Genomic DNA, 21,440 nt, shown 5'->3' with positions numbered 1-21,440 from the left:
GGCGATCCGCGTGCGCCGGACGATCCCCGCGCGGTGCGCGATCCCCGCGCGGCGTGCGGTCGTGGCGGGGGCCGGGGGCGTGGCTGGGGGAGCGTGGCTACGGGATCTGAAGGCGGCCGGCACCCCGCGAGGCCGTCCCCGAGTCGCCCGCGGCACCGCTCCGGGGCGTGGACCCCGTCCGGTTTGGACGAATCGACCAGGCGCTTTCCGAGGCTTGGGAGGTTCGACCCAGGGGTTCCACGGCCTCGCCGTGTGAGAATGAAGTACGTGCGTTTTCTCAATGACTCGAAGCCGCCGTACGACCTGACGTACGACGATGTGTTCATGGTGCCGAGCCGCTCCGCGGTCGGTTCCCGCCAGGGCGTGGACCTCTCCGCCCCCGATGGCACCGGTACCACCATCCCCCTCGTGGTCGCCAACATGACCGCGATTGCCGGTCGCCGGATGGCCGAGACGGTCGCCCGCCGCGGCGGCCTCGTCGTCATCCCGCAGGACATCCCGCTCGACGTCGTCACCGACGTCATCACCTGGGTCAAGAGCCGTCATCTGGTGCTCGACACCCCGATCGTGCTCAGCCCCTCCTCCACCGTCGCCGACGCGCTCGCCCTGCTGCCCAAGCGCGCCCACGGCGCGGGTGTCGTGGTCGAGGACGGCCGCCCGGTGGGCATCGTCACCGAGCACGACCTGACCGGCGTCGACCGCTTCACCCAGCTGTCCGAGGTCATGTCCAGGGAGCTGCTGCTCCTCGACGCGGACATCGACCCCCGCGAGGCCTTCACCCGCCTCGACACCGCCCACCGCAAGCTCGCCCCCGCCGTGGACGCGGACGGCCGGCTCGCGGGCATCCTGACCCGCAAGGGCGCGCTGCGCGCCACCCTGTACACCCCCGCCACCGACGCCACCGGCAAGCTGCGGATCGCCGCCGCCGTCGGCATCAACGGCGATGTGGCCGGTCGCGCCAAGGCGCTGCTGGACGCCGGCGTGGACACCCTGGTGGTGGACACCGCGCACGGCCACCAGGAGTCGATGATCACCGCGCTGAAGGCGGTGCGGGCGCTCGACCCGCAGGTGCCGGTCGTGGCGGGCAACATCGTCGCCGCCGAGGGCGTGCGCGACCTGGTCGAGGCCGGCGCGGACATCATCAAGGTCGGTGTCGGCCCGGGCGCCATGTGCACCACCCGGATGATGACCGGCGTGGGCCGCCCGCAGTTCTCCGCGGTGCTGGAGTGCGCCGCCGAGGCGCGCCGGCTGGGCAAGCACGTGTGGGCGGACGGCGGCGTCCGGCACCCGCGTGACGTCGCCATGGCCCTGGCCGCGGGCGCGTCCAACGTCATGATCGGCTCGTGGTTCGCCGGCACCTACGAGTCGCCGGGCGACCTCCAGCACACCGCCGACGGCCGTCCGTACAAGGAGAGCTTCGGCATGGCCTCCGCCCGCGCGGTGCGCAACCGCACCGCGGAGGAGTCGGCCTACGACCGGGCCCGCAAGGCGCTCTTCGAGGAGGGCATCTCCACCTCGCGGATGTTCCTGGACACGGCCCGCCCGGGCGTGGAGGACCTGATCGACTCGATCATCGCGGGTGTCCGCAGCTCCTGCACCTACGCGGGCGCGGGCTCGCTGGAGGAGTTCCACCAGCGTGCCGTCGTCGGCGTGCAGAGCGCCGCGGGCTACGCCGAGGGCAAGCCGCTGCACGCCAGCTGGAGCTGACGCGCCACCGCCCCCTCGGGCGCCCCTCGGGGTGATCCCTCTTCTGTCGGCCCCGGTCACCTGGTGACCGGGGCCGACGGCATCTCTGACATCCGGGCCCCGATGTCCGGGCATGAACTCTGAGATCCGGGCATGAGGCGGCGGAGCCACGGGGAGCGGCTCGCCGGGCGCGCGGCCCGGCGCGCCCGGCACCGGGCCCGGTGTCAGCCGGCGCACCGGGCCCGGTGTCAGCCGCGTGACGTGGCGGCGTGCTGCCCCGACGAGTGCGACTCGGGGCCACGCTGCCGGGGGAGGGCGTGGCGCGGCGGGCTGGTCAGGGTGATCTGCCGCACCAGCTGGTGGAACGAGAGCAGCGCGGCGACGGCCGGCAGGGCGGCGACGGCGATGCCGGGCACCGTCCGCGGCGCGTGGGCGATGCACAGGAAGACCGCGATGGCGGAGAAGAGCACCACGACCGCCCAGGAGCTCCCCGGGCGCCTGCGGTGCAGCGCGGCCCGCAGCACGGAGAGCGAGGCGACCAGCCAGGGCCCGTACACCAGCACCGGCCACCAGTCGACCAGCTCCCGGGAGGTGCTGGGGGAGGCCACGAAACGCAGCGGGCCGTAGGAGATCATCCCACTCAGGACGCTCAGCATGGCGACGATCACCGTGGTCAGCGCGGCGAAGACCAGGCTGAAGAGCCGCAGCCAGGGCATGTTGGGCCGGCGGAAGCGGACCCGGCGGCGTCGTCCCCGGCCGCGCACGAAGGCGGTCGGGGTCGGCGGCGCCGGGGCCGGGGCGGGGGCCGGGGTCGGGTCCACGGGGGGCTGCGGCGACTCCTCGGCGGAGGCCGACTGCAGAAGGCGCGCGAGGTCGCCGTCCAGGTCCCAGCGGTCGTCGAAGGTCTCGGCGGCCGGTAGCGGCCCCGTGTAGCCCGGGTAGCTGCCGCTGAGGGTGGTGTCGAGCGGCTCGTCCCAGGCCCCGACCGAGGAGGTGTCGAAGGCTCCGACCGACGTGTCGAAGGCCCCGACCGAGGGGTCGACGAAGGCTCCTACCGACGCGTCGAAGGCTCCGATCGAGGGGTCGACGGAGCCCATGGAGTAGCCCCCGTAGCCGGCCTGGTGGCCGGCCGCGTAGCCGCTGTGCGTCGTATGACCGGTGTGGTGGCCGGGGTAATGACCGGGGCTGTAGCCAGCCGTCTGGCCGGCGGTTTCCGGGTCCGGGTAGGTCATGGCCGTCCATCCGGTTCCGTGCTGCCGTAGGGCCGCGGGCTGTGTCTGGTCACGCCCCGACCAACGATTCCGCAAATACGCCGTATCGCAGCAATCGGGTGAAAGTAGCCAATGATCTTGTCATGCGTGGCGCGTGCAACAATTCCCTGTACGAACCATCGAGGCGCAACGTTCGCACGCGTATACGCAATAATGATGCATTACGAGCGCAGCCATCCAGCTCGTATGGTCTTGCGCTGTACGTGGAGTGGCGGGAACCGTCAGCTCGGCGGTTCCTCACTGCGGGTCTCCCGCGCATGCCTGCGCACCCGCACGTCCGCCGCTGGTCACCGCCCATCGAGCTCATCTGACCGGCAGCGATAAAGGAGCCACCCCTGTGTTGGACCAAGGCGTACCCTCGCCCGTCAGCGACAAGCCGACCCCTGCTGCCGGGGTCGTCGGCGCCCTGATACGGCGCAAGCCCGTCGAGCGGCTTGTCGCGGAGGGTGGCCACGGCGAGGGTGGCACGCTGCGCCGCTCCCTCGGCATGTGGCAGCTGACCATGATCAGCATCGGTGCGACGCTGGGCACCGGCATCTTCGTCGTGCTCGGCGAGGCCGTCCCCAAGGCCGGCCCCGCGGTCACCCTCTCGTTCGTCATCGCCGGGCTCACCGCGCTCTTCTCGGCGCTCTCCTACGCGGAGCTGGCCGGCACCATCCCGGTCTCCGGATCCTCGTACTCCTACGCCTACGCCACGATGGGCGAGCTCGTCGCCTGGGTCTGCGGCTGGTGCCTGATCCTGGAGTACGGCGTATCGGTCGCGGCGGTCGCCGTCGGCTGGGGCGAGTACGTCAACGAGCTGCTCGACGGCACCATCGGGGTCACCATCCCGGCCGCGCTCTCCGCGGCGCCCGGTGAGGCCGACGGCGCGCTGTTCAACCTGCCCGCGCTGATCGTGGTCCTGCTGGCCATGGTGTTCCTGCTCGGCGGCGCCAAGGAGTCCGCCCGCGCCAACACCATCATGGTCGCGGTGAAGGTCGCCGCCCTGCTGCTCTTCTGCGCCATCGGCTTCATGGGCTTCAAGGCCGGCAACTACGAGAACTTCATGCCGCTGGGCATGGCGGGCGTGAGCGCCGCCGGTGCCACCCTCTTCTTCTCGTACATCGGCTTCGACGCCGCGTCCACGGCCGGCGAGGAAGCGAAGAACCCGCAGCGTGACCTGCCCCGCGCGATCATGCTGTCGCTGGGCATCGTCACGGCGCTGTACGTCCTGGTCGCCTTCGTCGCCGTCGGCGCCCGGCCGTGGAAGAACTTCAGCGGCTCCGAGGCCGACCTGGCCGGGATCATGGAGGACGTCACCGGCCAGAACTTCTGGGCCGTGCTGCTGGCTGCCGGCGCCGTCATCGCCATCGCCTCCGTCGTGCTGACCGTGCTCTACGGCCAGACCCGCATCATGTTCGCGATGTCCCGCGACGGCCTGGTGCCCAAGGTGTTCGCCAAGGTCAACCCGCGCACCGGCACCCCGCGCGCCAACACCGTGATCGTCTCGCTGTTCTGCGGCGTCCTGGCCGCGCTGATCCCGCTCGGCGAGCTCGCCAACGCCACCAGCATCGGCACCCTGTTCGCCTTCGCCCTCGTCAACATCGCGGTGATCGTGCTGCGCCGCACCCGCCCCGAGATGCCGCGCACCTTCCGGGTGCCGCTCTCCCCGCTCTTCCCGCTGATCGGCTTCGGCTTCTGCGTGTGGATGATGGGCAGCCTGGACACCATCACCTGGATCGTCTTCGGCGTCTGGATGGCCGTCGGCTTCGTGGTCTACTTCGGCTACGGCATGCGCCGCTCCCGGCTTGCGACCTCCAGCGCCTCGGACGCCCTCGCGGCTGCCAGCGTCGCGGACGCCGACTAGCCCACCTCCTGAGACGCTCGACGAGGGGTCTGAGGGGCTTGTGACCGCACCACGCGGTTCCACAAAGCCGCCTCAGGCCCCTCTTCTTCGTCTCCCTCCTCCAGGGCGCCGCCGTGGCGACCAGCCACCGCGGCTGGTTTGGCAAGGTCAGGAGAGCCACGAGAAGATGTGGGAAGACATGAAGCAGCAGGTAGTGGCGAGCCGTTGGCGACGCCCGTGACAGCGACCCCGCTGTGATCTACTTCGGGCAACGGCAAGCGCCGCTCCCATTGGCCACCGCAGAGAAGTGATTCCCCCGCAGTGCGACTGAACGACCTGGACGAACGCATCGTCCACGCCCTCGCCGAGGATGCCCGCCGCTCGTACGCCGACATCGGCGCGGAGGTCGGCCTGTCCGCGCCCGCCGTGAAGCGGCGCGTGGACCGGCTGCGGGCCGAGGGCGCCATCACCGGATTCACGGTTCGGGTGGACCCGGCGGCGCTCGGCTGGGAGACCGAGGGGTTCATCGAGCTCTACTGCCGTCACAACACCTCGCCGCAGGACATCCACCGCGGGCTCTCGCGCTATCCGGAAGTGGCGTCCGCCTCCACCGTCACGGGGGAGGCCGACGCCATCGTCCAGGTCTTCGCCTCCGACATGCGCCACTTCGAGCGGGTGCTGGAGCGGATCGCGGGCGAGCCGTTCGTGGAACGCACCAAGTCGGTGCTGGTCCTCTCGCCCCTCCTGCGGCGCTACACCTCGGGCTCGCCCGCCTGAAGCGCCTCCTCCCGATCTCGACCCGGCAGAGCTTCCTCCCGATCTCGACCCGTCAGAGGTGGGCCCACCCCGTTCATCCGGGGGTGGGCCCGTTTTCGTTCCCACGGGGCGTCAGTACGGGCGGCGCCCACGGCGTGTCAGTACGGGTGGCAGTCGCCCTTGTCGCTCCACGCCTTGTACGCCTCGGCGCCCAGCTCGGGGTGGATCTGCTCGATCTTGATCCGCCGCTGGTCCAACGACCGCTGGAAGTCCTCGTACTGATAGGCGTCGTCGAAGCCGATCGCCCGGGTGGCGTCCAGGTCGCAGCTGAAGTAGACGGCGTCGATCCGCGCCCAGTAGATGGCGCTCATGCACATCGGGCACGGGGCGCCGCTGATGTAGATCGAGCACCCCTGGAGCATGCGGGCGCGTTCCGGTACGGGGTCGGTGGACCCGTCGGGGCGTGGCACGTACTTCAGCGTGCTCTCGTTCTGGTGGTCCTCGGCGATCGAAGGGGCCTCCGGGTTGAGGCACTGGATCGCCTTGCGGATCGTCTCCACCTCGGCGTGCGCGGTGGGATCGCCGGTGAGTAGTACCCGGTTCTGGCCCCGGGCGATGATCTCCCCGTCACGGGCGATCACCGCGCCGAACGGGCCGCCCCAGCCGTTCACCACGGACTCGGTGGCCAGTCGCACCGCCTCGGTCAGACACTCTTTGTGATCCATGAGAACCCTGCCCGTCTCTTGCCCGTCTCTCTGTCTGTCTCTCCGCTGCGGTCTTTCCGCTGCCCTGTCTCGACGCTGCTCGTCTGTCTGTCTCTCCGACGTCAGCTTGACGTCACCTTGTCCGCGCCGCCCTGCTGTTCGCTGTCGACGTGCCCGGTGTCGTCGTCCCTCCCTTCCACCTCCTTCTACCTCGCAATTTGCCCGAATTGGTGGATAACTCCCTTTCGATCTAGACTACTCGGTATGGGTGCTGGTGCAAGCCGTGACCTCGGCGGTGTCGGCGAGGACAACGCCACGGTGGTGACCTCCCAGCGGGTGCGACCGGGGCGTGACGACGACTACCGTCGCTGGCAGGAGAAGACGAACCAAGTCGTGCGTGACTTCGACGGGTTCGAGGGAACGGAGCTGTATCCGCCGACCCCCGGCGAAGTCAACGAGTGGGTCGTCGTCTTTCGCTTCTCCCGTGTCGACCAGTTGACCGCCTGGCTGGAGTCCTCCGCCCGCCGGGAACTCCTCGACGAGGGTCGCCCTCTGTTCGAGGGCTCCCCGACCCAGGAGATCCTCGCCGGTGGCACGCCGGCCCGCGATGTGGTGACGGCGGTCATCTCGCACGAGGTGCGGCCCGGACGGGAGCGGGATTTCATGCGGTGGCAGGACAAGGTCCTCGCCGAGCAGGAGAAGCAATCGGGCTTCATGGGGTCGGAGTTGTTCAAGCCCGTCCAGGGAGTCCAGGACCGCTGGGTGGTCGTCTTCCGCTACGACACCCGTGAGCACCTCGAACGGTGGCTCGACTCCGAGGCGCGCAAGAAGCTGCTGATGGAGGGGCGCCAGTACTTCTCCTCCTATGACGTGCGAAAGATCGCATCCGCGTTCAGTGGCTGGTTCCGGTTCGGCGAAGGGGCGGACAAGGCGGGCGTTCCGCCCAACTGGAAGCAGGCCATGTCCGTCGTCCTGGCGCTCTATCCGACCGTCATGGTCCTGAATCTGACGGTGGGCCATGACCTCGACGAGCTCGGCGTGCCCGGGTACGTGGGTCTGTTCATCGGCAATGTGCTCAGTGTCAGCGTGCTGACCTGGCTGCTGATGCCCTTGGTCAACCGAGCGTTCGCCTTCTGGCTGGTGCCCGATCGAGCGAACTCCCTCCGCGTCCACGTCCTGGGCGCCGCACTGGTGGCGCTGTGCTGGCTGGTGTTCATCGTCGTCTTCGGGCTGACCACCGGATAGCCCCGCCACGCCCCGGCCCCTCCTGCTCCGTTACGGCCTCCTCCTCCGTCTGCCTCTGTAGCCGGCGGTCGAAGCCATGCCGCCACCACCGCCGCGAGGGCGACCAGCACCACGGCCGCTATGCGGTAGCCCACCCCGACCGCGTCGGTGTATGCCGACACCGCCTCCGTACGCACCCCGTCTCCGAGTCGGGACGCGGCGGCCAGTGCCTGCGCGGCGGAGTCGGAATGATCGCCCAGCGCGGCCGGGAGCCGGTCGGAGAAACGTATGGACAGGGCGGTGCCGATGACGGCGATCCCCAGGGCGGCCCCCAGCTCGCGGGCGGCGGCGTTCAGGCCGGAGCCCACCCCCGCCTTCGCCTGCGGCAGGGCGGTGATCACCGAGTGGGAGAGCGACGGCATCGTCATCCCGCACCCCGTGGCCATGATCAACATGTACGCCGCATACAGCGGGTACGGCGTCCCGGAGTCCGCCGTGGACATGGCCGCCAGCCCGGCGGCGAGGAGCAGCAGCCCGGTGACGACCGTGGGGCGGGTGCCCAGCCGGCGCGCCCAGCCGATGCTGCGCTGGGTCACCAGCATCATGCCGACGGCCGCCGGGAGCACGCCGATGCCGGCCTGCAGCGCACTGAAGCCCTTCACGTACTGCAGGAACTGCGCGTTCACGTAGAAGAGGGCGAACATCCCGAAGAAGGCGGCGGCGATGCCGATCGCCCCGGCCCGCACGGCGGGCAGCCGGAAGACCCGCGGGTCGAGCACCGGCTGTGCGGCGCGCAGCCCATGCCAGGTGAAGATCGCGAGGAGCGACGCGGCCAGGCCGAACGCGCCCAGGACGGGGGTCGAGCCCCAGCCGTGTCCCGGGCCCTCGATGATCCCGTAGAGCAGGGCGAAGAGGCCGAGAATGAGCAGGGCGGAGCCGGGGGCGTCGAGGTTCGCGGTGCCCCGGGGAGCGCGCGGAGCGACCCGGGCCGTCCACAGCAACAGGGCGGCGCCCAGCGGTACGTAGGCCCAGAAGAGGCCCTGCCACGGCAGATACTCGATGATCAAGGCGCCGCCGGTGTTGCCCAGGATGCCTCCCACGGCCAGCGCCGAACTCCAGCTGGCGATGGCCGCCGCGCGTCGCTCGGGGGCGGTGACCTGGAGCAGGAGCGACATGGTGGCGGGCATCATCAGCGCGGCCCCCGCGCCCGACACCCCCCGCCCGGCCAGCAGCAACGGCACGGTCGTCGCCAGTGCGCACAGCGCGGCGCCGCCGGTGAACAGGGACAGACCGGCGAGCAGCACGCCCTTGCGGCCCAGCCGGTCGCCGAGCGCCCCCGCCGGGATCAGCAGTCCGGCGAAGACGATGACGTAGGTGTCGACGATCCACAGCAGCTGCGACGGCGACGGCCGTAGATCGCTCGCCGACAGCTGGGGGATGGCGAGGTTGATGGCGGCGACAAGCGACTGCGCGACGAGCACACAGGCACACATCGCGATGAGCACCGCGCGATGGCGCCCGCTCGCCGCGGAGCGCGGCGGCGCCTTGGCGGACAGGGTTGCCGACATGACGAAGAGACCCCCGAAGTGAAGAGCACTGATGAGTACTGCTGTCTGGGACCGACCTCGACGACGGTAGGGACGCCCCATATTGCTTTCAAATGCAATGTCAGCAAGGAATACTTGCGTTATGCGCATTGAACCTGGTGAGAGCGGTCTACCGGCCCACCGTGTCGATCTGAACCTGCTGGTCGCGCTGGACGCCCTGCTTGAGGAGGAGAGCGTGACCGGGGCCGCCGACCGGCTCGGACTCTCCGGCCCGGCCATGAGTCGCACCCTCGGCCGCATCCGGGGTGCCCTCGGTGACCCGGTGCTGGTCCGAGCCGGGCGTCATATGGTCCCCACCCCCCGCGCGCTGGCCATCCGGGCCGAGGTGGGTCGGCTCGTGGAGGACGCCCGCGCGCTGTTCGCGGCCGGCTCGCCCGCCGACCCCGCCACCCTCCGCCGCGCCTTCACCCTCAGCGCGCACGACGCCCATGTGATGGCGTTCGGCGCCGGTCTGCTGGACCGCGTCGCCGGCACCGCGCCAGGGGTGACCCTGCGCTTCCTCGCCGAGCCCAGCACCGGCGTGCCCTCCCTCCGCGACGGCACCGTCGACCTCGAGATCGGCGTCATCGACCGCAACGAGCCGGAGATCCGCGTCGAGCCGCTGCTGGAGGACCGCATGGTCGGTGTGGTCCGGCCCGGGCACCCCCTCGCCGAGGGAAGCGTCACCCTCCGTGGTTTCGCTGCCGCCAACCATCTCGTGGTCTCCCGGCGCGGCCGGCTGTCCGGCCCCATCGACACCGCCCTCGCCGCCCACGGCCTGCGCCGCCGCGTGGTCGCCTCCTCACCCACCTTCGCCGCCTCCCTCTTCCTTCTGCTGCGCGGCGACGCCATCGGACTCGCCTCGGAGCGGGTCGACGCCCCGGCCGTGGCCGCGCTGGGTCTGCGCACCTTCGAGGTGCCGCTCGAGCTGCCCCCGCTGCCCTTCGCCATGGCCTGGCACCCCCGCCACGAGGCGGACGGTGGCCACATCTGGCTGCGCGGCCTCGTCCGGGACGTGGTCGCCGACACACTGGCCGGCCCCGCGCAATGAATCGACGCGACGGGGCGGGTTCCCGTTTCGAATCGACGCCCTGTCCGCAATGGTCAAGCCTTGTTCGTGATCGGCCGAGAACCGTACGGTTCTTTACGTCCCCCTGCTGGTTGTACGTCCCGTACCCGCTCCTGCCCGAGGTCTGCCATGCCGTCGCTGCGCACCGCCCTGCTTCAGAGCTCCGGTCACCCCGGCGACGTGTCGGCCAACCTCCAGGTCCTCGGCGACGCCGCCGGCCGGGCCGCGGCGGCCGGAGCGGGGCTGCTCGTCACCTCGGAGCTCTTCCTCACCGGCTACGCCATCGGTGACGCCGTGCCGGAGCTGGCGGAGCCCGCCGACGGCCCCGGGGCCACGGCCCTGGCCCGGATCGCCGCCGAGCACGGCATCGCGATCGCCTGCGGTTACCCCGAGCGCGACGGCGACACCCTCTACAACTCCGTCCAGCTCTTCGGAGCCGACGGCAGCCGCCTCGCCAACTACCGCAAGACCCACCTCTTCGGCGATTTCGAGACCGCCTACTTCACTCCCGGCGACGAGCCGGTCGTTCAGGCAGAGCTGGACGGCGTCCGGATCGGCCTCCTGATCTGCTATGACGTCGAGTTCCCGGAGACCGTGAGGGCCCACGCCCTCGCCGGTACCGAGCTGCTGGCGGTCCCCACCGCGCTGATGCGCCCGTACGAGATCGTCCCGCAGACGCTCCTCCCGGCCCGCGCCTGGGAGAGCCAGCTCTACATCGCGTACGCCAACCGCTGCGGCCTCGAGGGCGAGTTCCACTTCGCCGGGCTCAGCTGCCTCGCCGCCCCCGACGGCACCGCCCGCGCCCGCGCCGGCGCGACGGAGGACCTGGTCACCGCCGATGTGGACACCGAGTCGCTGAAGGCGTCCCGGGCCGAGAACACCTATCTGAGCGATCGCCGCCCCGAGCTGTACGCCTCGCTCGTCTGAACCATCGCACCACCCCCTCGATCGTTCCGATCACCCCGCAAGTAGGAGAGTCCAGCCGATGACGTCCACGGTGCCCACCGCCGTCCACGACGACCAGGACCCGCAGCAGTCCCCCCTTCCGCCCGTCACCATGTTCGGCCCGGACTTCCCCTACGCCTACGACGACTACCTGGCTCACCCGGCCGGCCTGGGCCAGATACCCGCCACCGAGCACGGCAGCGAGATCGCGGTCATCGGCGGTGGCCTCTCCGGCATCGTCGCCGCGTACGAGCTGATGAAGATGGGCCTCAAGCCCGTCGTCTACGAGGCCGACCAGATCGGCGGCCGGCTGCGCACCGTCGGCTTCGAGGGCTGTGACGACTCGCTGAACGCCGAGATGGGCGCGATGCGGTTCCCGCCGTGCTCCACCGCCCTTCAGCACTACATCGACCTGGTGGGCCTGGAGACCAAGCCGTTCCCCAACCCGCTTGCCCCGGACACCCCCTCCACGGTCGTGGACCTCAAGGGCGAGTCGCACTACGCCGAGACCATCGACGACCTCCCCGAGGTCTACCGCCAGGTCATGGACGCCTGGAACGCCTGCCTGGAGGAGGGCGCGAACTTCTCCGACATGAACCGCGCCATCCGCGAGCGGGACATCCCGCGCATCCGCGAGATCTGGGCGCAGCTCGTCGAGAAGCTCGACAACCAGACCTTCTACGGCTTCCTCTGCGACTCCCCGGCCTTCAAGTCCTTCCGCCACCGGGAGATCTTCGGCCAGGTCGGCTTCGGCACCGGTGGCTGGGACACCGACTTCCCGAACTCCATCCTGGAGATCCTCCGCGTCGTCTACACGGAGGCTGACGACCACCACCGCGGCATCGTGGGCGGTAGCCAGCAGCTTCCGCTGCGGCTGTGGGAGCGCGAGCCCCAGAAGCTCGTGCACTGGCCCCAGGGCACTTCGCTGGCCGGCCTGCACGACGGCACGCCGCGCCCGGCCGTGACCCGGCTGCACCGCACGGCGGGCAACCGCATCACCGTCACCGACGCCTCCGGCGACATCCGCACCTACCGCGCCGCCATCTTCACCGCGCAGTCCTGGATGCTGCTGTCGAAGATCGAGTGCGATGACGCGCTGTTCCCCATCGACCACTGGACGGCGATGGAGCGCACCCACTACATGGAGTCCTCCAAGCTGTTCGTGCCGGTCGACCGCCCGTTCTGGCTGGACAAGGACGAGGAGACCGGCCGGGACACGATGAGCATGACGCTCACCGACCGGATGACCCGCGGCACCTACCTGCTGGACAACGGGCCGGACCAGCCCGCCGTCATCTGCCTCTCCTACACCTGGTGCGACGACAGCCTCAAGTGGCTGCCGCTGTCCGCGAGCGAGCGCATGGAGGTCATGCTCAAGTCGCTCGGCGAGATCTACCCGAAGGTCGACATCCGGAAGCACATCATCGGCAACCCGGTGACCGTCTCCTGGGAGAACGAGCCCTACTTCATGGGCGCGTTCAAGGCCAACCTGCCCGGCCACTACCGCTACCAGCGCCGTCTGTTCACCCACTTCATGCAGGACCGCCTGCCTGAGGACAAGCGCGGCATCTTCCTCGCGGGTGACGACATCTCCTGGACGGCGGGCTGGGCCGAGGGTGCCGTGCAGACCGCGCTCAACGCGGTCTGGGGTGTCATGAAGCAGTTCGGCGGCGAGACCGACCCGACCAACCCGGGCCCCGGCGACCTCTACGACGAGATCGCCCCGGTGGAGCTGCCGGAGGACTGACCCTCCCAGCGTCGTTCGGGCCGCTTTCCCCCTCCCCGAGACCCGGGCCGCCGTCACGCCGCGACACGCGTGGCGGCGGCCCGCATCCATGTCCGGGCACCGGAGCGCGGTCCGCCGGGCGGTCAGCCCAGCGGCGTGAGGAGACAGCGGCCGACGAGCCCGACACCGGCGTCCACCCGATCGGAGAACTCCTCCGCCACCTCCGGAAGCCCACGCAGGCCCCACAGGGTGCGAAAGGTGGCCCACGCCGCGTCCCGTGCGCGCTCCAGACTCCAGGCACCCACCAGGTGGGTGAAGGGGTCGGCCACATCCAGCAGGTCGGGGCCCGGCATCAACTCCTCGCGGATGCGCTCCTCCATCCTGACCAACACCTCGCCGACCCGGTCGAAGTCTCCTTCCAGCGCCGCCGGTTCCAACTCCCGCCCGTGACAGGTGCTGATGAGCGCCAGCGCCAGGTCGTAGCCGATGTGCGCGTTGATGCCCGCCAGCGCGAACTGGAGCGGACGCACCGCGGGGTGGCGGCGCAGTTGGAACAGCGGCCGCCAACAGGCGGGCGGTCGCCGCCCGGCCGCCACCGCGTCGAGGGCGGCCAGATAGCGTCCGGCGAACCGCACGGCCAGGTCCTCGGTCGCTGCCGGGTGGTGGAAGTGGCCGGTGATCAGCCGTCGCCCGACCTCCTCGGTGACCGAGAGGTACACCCGATTGAAGATCGCCACCCCGTCGTGCGGCGGCAACGCGGTGTCGATCGTCCGCATCCGTGCCACCACGTGGTCGAAGGTCCGCGGGGCGCACGGCTGGTCGGCCTCTGTCATGGGGCTCAGGGTCCCAGCCGCCCGGTCCGCCGGGGGCTCGCGCACGGCGGTTTCCCCGTAACGGGCTAACAGGCGGTAAGCGGAATCGCACCCACGTCATGAGACGTACCCCTCGCCCTCGTGTCGAGCTCGCCTGAGATGCATGGCAACGGCCTTCCGTCGGCGATCCGTTGCATCACCAGCGTGCACGGTCCGGCTCGGCTGGAGGAGAGACTTGGCGATCGGCGGATCCCGGATCCGCGGCTCGCCGGTCCGGGTCTCGCCGGTCCGGGGTTCGTCGCTCCGGGGGTCGCCGATCCGCGGACCGTCAGTCGGAGGATGCCGGATCAGGGGACAGCGGATCAGAGGACGCCAGAACAGAGGACGCCAGATCAAAAGGACGCCGCCTCAGGGGACGCGAGATCACAGGATGCGACATCAGGGGTCTGTCGATCCGGGGATTCGCAGACCCTGGTTACTCTGCGTCAGCGCGGGGACCATGAACGCGTGGATCGCAATGAATTCGCCGACTTCCTTCGCCGCTGCCGCGCACGCCTCGCACCCACCGACGTCGGACTGGGGCCGGGCGCGCGGCGCCGCACGCCCGGCCTCCGCCGAGAGGAGGTGGCCCAGCTCACCGGCATGTCCACGGACTACTACGCCCGGTTGGAGCAGGCGCGCGGCCCGCGTCCGTCCCGTCAGATGCTGACCGCGCTCGCCCGGGCGCTGCGGCTGACCGACGACGAGCGGGACCATCTCTTTCATCTGGCGGGTGAGGAGCCGCCGCGTGACCGCGGCACCTCCGGGCATGTGCCGCCCGGCATACTGCGCGTGCTGGACCGGTTGTACGACGCCGCCGCGCAGGTCACCAACGACTGGGGCGACATCCTGGCGCAGAACGCGCTGGCGGCTGCCCTGGTCGGTGACGTGAGCGCCCGGCCGCCGGCGGATCGGAACATGGTCCGCCGGTTCTTCACCGAGCGGCCTGGCCCCTCGCTGACGCCCGCGGCGGACCGTGAGCGGCACGCGCGGACGCACGTGGCGAACCTGCGGGCAGTGCTCGCCGCCCGGCCCGACGACCCCGGCCCCGCCGCGCTGGTCGCCGAGTTGCGGGCCGGCAGTGCGGAGTTCGCCGCCCTGTGGGAGGCGCATGAGGTGGCCGTGCAGCGCTCGTCCATCACTCGCTTCGAGCATCCGATGGTGGGACTGCTGGAGCTGGAGTGCGAGGTGCTGCTGAGCGCCGAGCACGCCCAACGGTTGATCGTCTATACCGCCCAACCGGGCACCGAATCGTATGAACGACTGGAGCTGCTCCGTGTGCTGGGACTTCAGGACCTCACGGTGTAAGGCATGGCTCGTCCGCCGGCGGCCCCGGGAGGGTGGGCCGCCGGCGGTGGGAGACGGGTCAGTCGGTCCCCGTTCCCGTGGTCGTCCCCGTGCCCGCGCCCGTCCCCTTGTCGTCGTAGGCGCTGGTCCCGGCGTCCAACAGCGGCTCCTGACCCTTCAGGTGGGCGGGGGCCAGGGCCCGCAGCACGTGGTAGCCGGTGATGACGACGATCGTGCCGAGCGCGATGCCGCTCAGCTCGAAGTTGTCGCTGATCTTCAGGCTGACACCGCCGACGCCGATGATGACGCCCGCCGCCACCGGCACCAGGTTGAGCGGATTGCGCAGGTCCACGTCGTTGTGCACCCAGATCTGGGCGCCGAGCAGACCGATCATTCCGTAGAGGATCACGGTGATGCCGCCGAGGACACCGCCGGGGATCGCGGCCACGACCGCGCCGAACTTGGGGCACAGGCCGAAGAGGAGAGCGAAGCAGGCGGCTGCCCAGTAGGCGGCGGTGGAGTAGACGCGGGTGGCGGCCATCACGCCGATGTTCTCGGAGTAGGTGGTGTTGGCGGGGCCGCCGACGGCCGTCGACAGCATGGTCGCGGCGCCGTCCGCCGCGATGGCCGTGCCCAGCTTGTCGTCCAGTGGATCGTTGATCATCTCGCCCACTGCCTTCACATGGCCGGCGTTCTCCGCGATCAGCGCGATCACCACCGGAAGCGCGACGAGGATCGCCGACCACTCGAAGCTGGGGGCGTGCAGGGAGGGGAGCCCGATCCAGTCGGCGGATCCCACCTCGGAGAGGTCGAGCCGCCAGTGGTCCACCGCCTGGGTGCCGCCGTTCACCGAGTGGATCTTCCCGAAGATCCGGTCCAGGGCCCAGGAGAGCGCATAGCCGAAGATCAGCCCCAGGAAGATCGCGATCCGCGACCAGAAGCCGCGCAGACAGACCACGGCCAGCCCGGTGAAGAGCATCGTCAGCAGCGCCGTCCACTGGTCGGTCGGCCAGTAGGTGCGCGCGGTGACCGGCGCCAGATTGAAGCCGATCAGCATGACCACGGCGCCGGTGACCACGGGGGGCATCGCCGCGTGGATGATCCGCGCACCGAAGCGCTGGACCGCGAGCCCACTGAGGAACAGGGCCGCGCCGACGACCAGGATCGCACCGGTCACCGCGGCGCTGCCGCCGCCCTGCGCCCGGATGACGGCGGCCACCCCCACGAAGGAGAGGCTGCAACCGAGATAACTGGGGACCCGGCCACGGGTCGCGACCAGGAAGATCATGGTCGCGACGCCCGACATCATGATGGCGAGATTCGGATCCAGGCCCATCAGCACCGGCGCGACGAAGGAAGCGCCGAACATGGCGACCACATGCTGCGCGCCGAGCCCCGCGGTCCTGGGCCACGACAGCCGCTCATCGGGTCTGACGACGGCTCCGGGGGCGGGGGTGCGCCCGTCGCCGTGCAGGGTCCAGCGCAGGCCCAGGCCCATGACTGCTCCACTTCATCGATACGCGGGGGGATCGGAGCAATGTTAAGGGGCCGTAAGGGAGGTTCATCCCGTGATGGGAGGGTCCTCTGGGGGTTCCGCCTCGAAATCGTAGGACAAGGTCTGCGCCTGCTCATAGGAGAGGGGGCTGCTCGGAGCCGCGTCGGGGTGCTCGATGGACCAGGCCAGCTCCACCGCTCGGTGCAGGGCGGCCCGGAAGAGCAGCGAGCCGCAGCTGACCCTGCCGACACCCAGCTCGGCGAGGACCTCGTAGCGGTGCCGGCCGGGGGCGAACAACACATTGAGCGGGGCCCGCCCCAGGTCCCGGACCAGTGCCGCGATGTCCTTCTCGTCGGTCAGGCCGGGCACGAAGACGCCGTCGGCGCCCGCACGGACATAGGCTTCGGCCCGTTCGAGAGCCGCCGACAGCGGGGGAGCGGTGTCCCCGGCCAACGCGGGGAACCAGTGGGTGTCGGTCCGGGCGTTCACGAAGAGCTCGGGCGCCCGCTCCTTGACGGCTGTGATCACCTCACATTGCCGTCCGAGGGGTGTCAGCGCCCCCTCGGAGCGGCCGTCCTCGATGTTCACGCCGACCACTCCGGCCGCCGCCAGCTCGGCGGCGAGTTCCGCGACCTCTTCCGGCCGGTCGCTGAAACCGCCCTCGATGTCGACGCTGACGAGCACGGGCAGTCGGGCCAGGCCGCGGGCGAGGGCGAGCGTCTCCTCGCGGGCGGCGCCGGTCGCGTCCGGCAGCCCGGCCGCCGCGGCGACGCCCAGGCTGGTGGTCCCCAGCGCGCGGAATCCGCGCCGGGCCAGCGCGGCGCCGCTGGCGTGGTCCCAGGCGTTGGGGAGCAGCAGCGGGCGGTCGGCGTGGTGGAGTCGGCGGAAGGCGGCGCAACGTTCGGTGGTGGCCGTGGTCACGGTCGGGTCCCCTCAAGGTCGAGCAGGTCGAGGTCGAGGTCGAGCAACCGGCGGAGTGCCTGCCGGCCGGTGTCGCTGACACGGAGCGCGCGCCGGCTGCCGATGCGCACGCACCATCCGGCCTCCAGCGCATGGCGACACAGGGCGGCGCCGGCGCGGCCGGCCAGATGTGGTCGGCGCTCCGTCCAGTCCAGACAGCCGCGGGCCATCGGGCGGCGGCCGGTCGGGGCGGCCGTCAGGTCGACGCCCAACTCGCGGAACCAGGCGAGGCCGTCGTCCGTGAGCGCGAAGCCCGTGTGCTGTTGGAGGAGGCCGCGATCGACCATGGCCGCGGTGATGGCGGTGCCGAGCCGGCCGGCCAGGTGGTCGTAGCAGGTGCGGGCGCGGGCCATGGCGCTGCTGGCGCCGGCGGCGCGCAGGGTCCGCGGTGGGGAAGGAGGCGCCGCATACGCGGAGAGGTCCTCGATCAGCTGGGCGACCTCGGGTCCGGCCAGGCGTAGATAGCGGTGCCGCCCCTGCCGCTCCTCCGCCAGCAGACCGCCGTCGACGAGGCGGTTCAGTTGCTCACTGGCCGTGGAGGCGGCGACCCCCGCCTGCCGGGCCAGCTCTCCGGCGGTCCACGCCCGGCCGTCGAGAAGCGCCAGGCAGAAGCGGACGCGGGTCTCGTCGGCCAGCAGCGCGGCGAGTCGGGCGAGTTGTGGCCCGGTGGGCTCGGGGTGGGTCATCGCTCCATGATGCTCCCGCCATCGTTCGGCGCCCGCCGAACCGTCGTCTCCTGGATTGCGGAACCGCCAGGGAGGGCAGCGCCGGGGAGGGCACCGCCGGGGGCGGAGCCGCCGGAGACGGAACCGTCCGCGCTGGAGTGACCCTCGGCGGAGGGCGCCGAGGTGGCCTGGGCGGGGCTGGGGCCGGACCCGCCCCGCAGCACGCCGGCGCCGACGACCAGACCGAGAGCGAGGGCCGTGACGAGGGCGAAGGAGGTGGTGAGGGAGGTCAGATCGGCGATCGAGCCCATGGCGGCGGGGGCGATCAGGCCGGAGGTGTAGGTGATGGTGGCGACGCCCGCGATGGCCTGGCTGGGGGCCGGGCCGCTGCGGCCGGCGGCGGCGAAGGCGAGCGGGACGACCACCGCGATGCCCAGGCCGACACAGCCGAAGCCGGCGATGGCGACGGCGGGGTGCGGTGCCACGACGACCAGCAGCCCGCCGAGCGTGGCGAGCGCGCCGCCGCCGCGCACGGTCCGGACCGGGCCCAGCCGGGCCACGATCGCGTCGCCGGCGAGTCGGGCGGCGGCCATGGTGCAGGCGAAGGCGGTGGTGCAGGCGGCGGCGAGACCGGGGGAGGAGTCCATGACATCGCGCAGATAGACGGCGGACCAGTCGAGGCTGGCGCCCTCCGCGAAGACCGCGCAGAAGCCCACCGCGCCGATGATCAGCGCGGAGCGCGGCGGCAGGGCGAAGCGCGGCGGCGGGTGTTCCTCGGGGGCGCCGCGCAGGTCGAGCACCCATCGGCAGGCGACGACCCCGAGGACGGTGAGCACCGCGGCCGCGATGCCCAGGTGCAGCCGGGCGTCGGCGTCGGCGTGCGCGGCGACCGTGCCGGCGGCGGACCCGACGAGGGCGCCCACGCTCCACATGCCGTGCAGCCCGGACATGATCGAACGGCCGAGTCGCTGTTCGATCTCCACGCCGAGCGCGTTCATGGCCACGTCGGACATCCCCGAGGTCGCCCCGTAGAGGAACAGGGCGCCGAACAGCCAGACCAGACCGGGAGAGGCCGCGGGCAGCGCGAGCGAGGCGCACCACAGGGCCAGCAGCCCACGGAGTGCCGCGCGGGCGCCGAAGCGGTGGCTCACCCAGCCGGCCAGCGGCATGGCGAGCGACGCTCCGATCGCGGGGAAGGCGAGCGCCAGACCGAGCCGTCCCGCGCTGATGTCCAACTGCTCCTGGATCCAGGGGATGCGGGTGGCGAAGTTGCCGGTCACCGCGCCGTGCACGGCGAACACGGCCGCGACGGCCAGCCGTGCCCGTCGCACCTCGGCCATGCGTGGCTCCTCCTCGACTCGGCTGCCCATGCTGCTACCCACCCTCCCTGACCTTCGCGGCCGGCGGCCCACCCCGTTCCCCGTTCCCTTGCCGAGTGAAACTATCAGGAAGCCTTCCTGATAGATATAGGATGTCGCCATGACAGCGTCGAGACAGACCGCCTCCCCGAGCACGGCACGGGCGATCAACGACCGCCTCGCCCTGAGACTCCTCCAGGAACACGGCCCCCTGACGGCAGGCCAGCTCAAGGCGATGACCGGGTTGTCCCGGCCGACGGTGGCCGACCTCGTCGAACGGCTGCGCGACTCCGGCCTGATCGCGGTCATGGGCGAGGCGGGGGCCGAGCGTCGGGGCCCCAACGCCCGGCTGTACGGGATCGTCGCCGACCGTGCGTACCTCGTCGGTGTCGACGCCCGCACCGACGGCGTGACGGTGTGCGTCGCCGACCTGCTCGGCCGGGCCGTCGTCGAGACGGCGCTGCCGGTCGCCCCGGACGCCGACCCGGAGCGAGCCGTGCGCGGCGCCGTGGAGCTGGTGGAACGCGCGGTGAAGGAGGCGGGCGCGGTGCCGCCGCACACCCTCGCCGTCGGCGCGCCCGGCCTGGTCGACCCCGCGACCGGCGAGCTGAACTCCGGCGCCGGGCTCCCGTCCTGGCACGGCCGGCTGGCGGCCGCGCTGCACAGCGGGTTCGCCGCCCCGGTGCTGCTGGAGAACGAGGTCAACCTGGCCGCCGTCGCCGAACAGCGGACCGGTGCCGCCCGCGATCGGGACACCTTCGTTCTGCTGTGGCTGGGCGAGGGTGTCGGCGCGGCCGTGGTTCTCGACGGTGCGCTGCGGCGCGGCGCCTCCGGCGGAGCCGGCGAGATCGGCTTCCTCCCGGTGCCCGGCACCGGTGCCCTACCCTCGGCGACCGACTGCGGCGGTGGCTTCCACGCCCTGGTCGGCGGCGCCGCGGTCCGGGAGCTGGCCGGCGCGCACGGCTGGCCCGCGGCCGACGCGGAGGCGGCCGTCCGCGCTGCCGCCACGGCCGGGGCCCGTGGCGAGCCCTTCCTGGACGCGCTCGCCGCCCGCGTCGCGATCGGCGCGGCCGCGGCCTGCGCCGTGCTCGACCCCGGCCGCGTCGTCCTCGGCGGCGAGCTGGGCCGGGCCGGGGGCGCCGCGCTGGCCCGTCTGGTGGAGGCCCGGGTCGCCGGCATGTCCCCGTTGCGCACCGAGGTGCGGGCGGGAGAGCTGGGCGGCGAGGCCGTGCTGCGCGGCGCCGTCCTCACGGCCATGGACGCCGCCCAGAACGACCTCTTCGGAGCCCCCGTCTGACGCGGCCTCCGCTTCCGACCGGACGGTCGCGTCCCGCGGCACGGCCCGGATCGCGCCGCCTGGTCGCCGCGCCCGTGCCCCGGCACGCCGTCCGAATCGGCCCTCGCTCCCGCGCCGCCCCCGCACCCCCAGGCGTGCGGGCGGAGCTGGAGCGCACCAACCTGGCGAAGGAGGACGCGGAGCGGTGCCGCGCCGAGGGGAAGGCGCGGCTCGACGCCGTCGAGCGACAGTCGGCGGAGGAGCGGGACGCGGGCGGCGGCTCCGGTCCCCAGCTGCCGCTGGAGGCGGTTCAGGAGCAGCTCACCGCCCTGTGTGCGCCGACGCCCCGCACGAGCGGGGCACCCCCGAGTCCAGCCGGCTCCGCGAGCACGTCCGGACCGCCCACCGCGCGGCCGAGGACGACGGCGCCGTTCGGGCGATCGCGAAGGACGAACGGCATGAATACCTGACGCGATGTGTTCGGCATCGGCGTCTCACCAGGTGAACGGGTGAGAGAAGCCACACGGAGACCGCCTCCATCCGCTCGTATGAGCCGTGGCACACTGGTCGCGTACCAGTGACGTCAGCGCACTCCGGGGTCGGTGAAAATCCGAACCGGCGGTTACAGTCCGCGACCCGTCCGCAGCCAGCGGCCGGTTGACCAGGTGAAATTCCTGGACCGACGGTGAAAGTCCGGATGGGAGGCAGTGCGCGGCGGGCGAAGCACCGGTGCGTCGTCGTGTCGGCGACGGCTCG

The 21,440-nt window shown here is 71.6% G+C and carries 17 protein-coding genes, 1 pseudogene and 1 riboswitch; of the genes and pseudogenes, 10 read left to right on the top strand and 8 right to left on the bottom strand.

The window, feature by feature from the left end; translation table 11 throughout:
- Nucleotides 1-258 precede the first annotated feature (258 nt).
- Nucleotides 259-1,707: a GuaB1 family IMP dehydrogenase-related protein gene (locus LRS74_RS05325; RefSeq protein ID WP_277739892.1), complete on the top strand. Its 1,449-nt coding sequence runs from the start codon at nt 259-261 to the stop codon at nt 1,705-1,707.
- Nucleotides 1,708-1,934: 227 nt separating this feature from the next.
- On the opposite strand, the gene LRS74_RS05320 is transcribed toward LRS74_RS05325, so the two are convergent.
- Nucleotides 1,935-2,918, bottom strand: coding sequence for a DUF2637 domain-containing protein (locus tag LRS74_RS05320; protein ID WP_277739891.1), 984 nt, complete (start codon nt 2,916-2,918; stop codon nt 1,935-1,937).
- Nucleotides 2,919-3,294: 376 nt separating this feature from the next.
- On the opposite strand from LRS74_RS05320, the gene LRS74_RS05315 reads away from it, so the two are divergent.
- On the top strand, nt 3,295-4,803 hold the full coding sequence (locus tag LRS74_RS05315) for an amino acid permease (protein ID WP_277739890.1): 1,509 nt from the start codon (nt 3,295-3,297) through the stop codon (nt 4,801-4,803).
- Nucleotides 4,804-5,103: 300 nt separating this feature from the next.
- The gene (locus LRS74_RS05310) at nt 5,104-5,559 is read left to right on the top strand and encodes an Lrp/AsnC family transcriptional regulator (RefSeq protein WP_144382479.1); all 456 of its coding nucleotides are present in this window, start codon (nt 5,104-5,106) and stop codon (nt 5,557-5,559) included.
- A gap of 137 nt (nt 5,560-5,696) precedes the next feature.
- Here the strand turns inward: LRS74_RS05310 and LRS74_RS05305 are convergent, their stop codons facing one another.
- On the bottom strand, nt 5,697-6,263 hold the full coding sequence (locus LRS74_RS05305; RefSeq protein WP_277739889.1) for a nucleoside deaminase: 567 nt from the start codon (nt 6,261-6,263) through the stop codon (nt 5,697-5,699).
- Nucleotides 6,264-6,506: 243 nt separating this feature from the next.
- On the opposite strand from LRS74_RS05305, the gene LRS74_RS05300 reads away from it, so the two are divergent.
- Nucleotides 6,507-7,487: an antibiotic biosynthesis monooxygenase gene (locus LRS74_RS05300; RefSeq protein ID WP_277739888.1), complete on the top strand. Its 981-nt coding sequence runs from the start codon at nt 6,507-6,509 to the stop codon at nt 7,485-7,487.
- Nucleotides 7,488-7,795: 308 nt separating this feature from the next.
- On the opposite strand, the pseudogene LRS74_RS05295 reads toward LRS74_RS05300, so the two are convergent.
- Nucleotides 7,796-8,959: pseudogene (locus LRS74_RS05295) on the bottom strand (MFS transporter); the annotation flags it as partial.
- Nucleotides 8,960-9,155: 196 nt separating this feature from the next.
- Here LRS74_RS05295 and LRS74_RS05290 point away from each other — a divergent pair.
- The 3 genes from LRS74_RS05290 to LRS74_RS05280 all read left to right on the top strand — a co-directional run bounded on the left by LRS74_RS05290 (nt 9,156) and on the right by LRS74_RS05280 (nt 12,813).
- On the top strand, nt 9,156-10,103 hold the full coding sequence (locus tag LRS74_RS05290) for a LysR family transcriptional regulator (protein WP_277739887.1): 948 nt from the start codon (nt 9,156-9,158) through the stop codon (nt 10,101-10,103).
- 147 nt (nt 10,104-10,250) lie between these two features.
- Entirely contained in the window at nt 10,251-11,048 is a 798-nt protein-coding gene (locus LRS74_RS05285; RefSeq protein WP_277739886.1) for a carbon-nitrogen hydrolase family protein, read from the top strand.
- Between the two features lie 58 nt (nt 11,049-11,106).
- Complete coding sequence (locus tag LRS74_RS05280; protein WP_277739885.1) at nt 11,107-12,813, top strand: NAD(P)/FAD-dependent oxidoreductase; 1,707 nt, start codon at nt 11,107-11,109, stop codon at nt 12,811-12,813.
- A 122-nt stretch (nt 12,814-12,935) separates the two neighbouring features.
- Here the strand turns inward: LRS74_RS05280 and LRS74_RS05275 are convergent, their stop codons facing one another.
- Nucleotides 12,936-13,625 carry a DUF5995 family protein gene (locus LRS74_RS05275; RefSeq protein WP_277739884.1) on the bottom strand — a complete coding sequence of 230 codons (690 nt, stop codon included), beginning with the start codon at nt 13,623-13,625 and terminating at the stop codon, nt 12,936-12,938.
- Nucleotides 13,626-14,111: 486 nt separating this feature from the next.
- Between LRS74_RS05275 and LRS74_RS05270 the strand changes: the two genes are divergently transcribed.
- Entirely contained in the window at nt 14,112-14,951 is an 840-nt protein-coding gene (locus tag LRS74_RS05270; RefSeq protein WP_277739883.1) for a helix-turn-helix transcriptional regulator, read from the top strand.
- A gap of 58 nt (nt 14,952-15,009) precedes the next feature.
- On the opposite strand, the gene LRS74_RS05265 is transcribed toward LRS74_RS05270, so the two are convergent.
- From LRS74_RS05265 to LRS74_RS05250, 4 genes are all read right to left on the bottom strand, one after another.
- Nucleotides 15,010-16,428, bottom strand: coding sequence for a solute carrier family 23 protein (locus tag LRS74_RS05265; protein ID WP_277739882.1), 1,419 nt, complete (start codon nt 16,426-16,428; stop codon nt 15,010-15,012).
- A gap of 63 nt (nt 16,429-16,491) precedes the next feature.
- Entirely contained in the window at nt 16,492-17,346 is an 855-nt protein-coding gene (locus tag LRS74_RS05260; RefSeq protein ID WP_277739881.1) for an isocitrate lyase/phosphoenolpyruvate mutase family protein, read from the bottom strand.
- The gene (locus tag LRS74_RS05255; protein WP_277739880.1) at nt 17,343-18,071 is read right to left on the bottom strand and encodes a winged helix-turn-helix domain-containing protein; all 729 of its coding nucleotides are present in this window, start codon (nt 18,069-18,071) and stop codon (nt 17,343-17,345) included. The genes LRS74_RS05260 and LRS74_RS05255 overlap by 4 nt, the downstream gene beginning before the upstream one ends.
- A complete protein-coding gene (locus tag LRS74_RS05250) occupies nt 18,068-19,390 on the bottom strand; it encodes an MFS transporter (RefSeq protein WP_277739879.1) in 1,323 nt (440 codons plus the stop codon). The genes LRS74_RS05255 and LRS74_RS05250 overlap by 4 nt, the downstream gene beginning before the upstream one ends.
- A gap of 139 nt (nt 19,391-19,529) precedes the next feature.
- On the opposite strand from LRS74_RS05250, the gene LRS74_RS05245 reads away from it, so the two are divergent.
- Nucleotides 19,530-20,705, top strand: coding sequence for an ROK family transcriptional regulator (locus tag LRS74_RS05245; RefSeq protein ID WP_277739878.1), 1,176 nt, complete (start codon nt 19,530-19,532; stop codon nt 20,703-20,705).
- Between the two features lie 134 nt (nt 20,706-20,839).
- Complete coding sequence (locus tag LRS74_RS05240; RefSeq protein WP_277739877.1) at nt 20,840-21,154, top strand: hypothetical protein; 315 nt, start codon at nt 20,840-20,842, stop codon at nt 21,152-21,154.
- Nucleotides 21,155-21,268: 114 nt separating this feature from the next.
- A riboswitch (FMN riboswitch) is annotated at nt 21,269-21,399 on the top strand.
- Nucleotides 21,400-21,440 lie beyond the last annotated feature (41 nt).

This window comes from Streptomyces sp. LX-29 (assembly GCF_029541745.1).
In the GTDB taxonomy this organism is placed as follows: domain Bacteria; phylum Actinomycetota; class Actinomycetes; order Streptomycetales; family Streptomycetaceae; genus Streptomyces.
The sequence above is the reverse complement of the archived record's forward strand: the minus strand, read 5'-3'. Positions and strand labels throughout refer to the sequence as shown.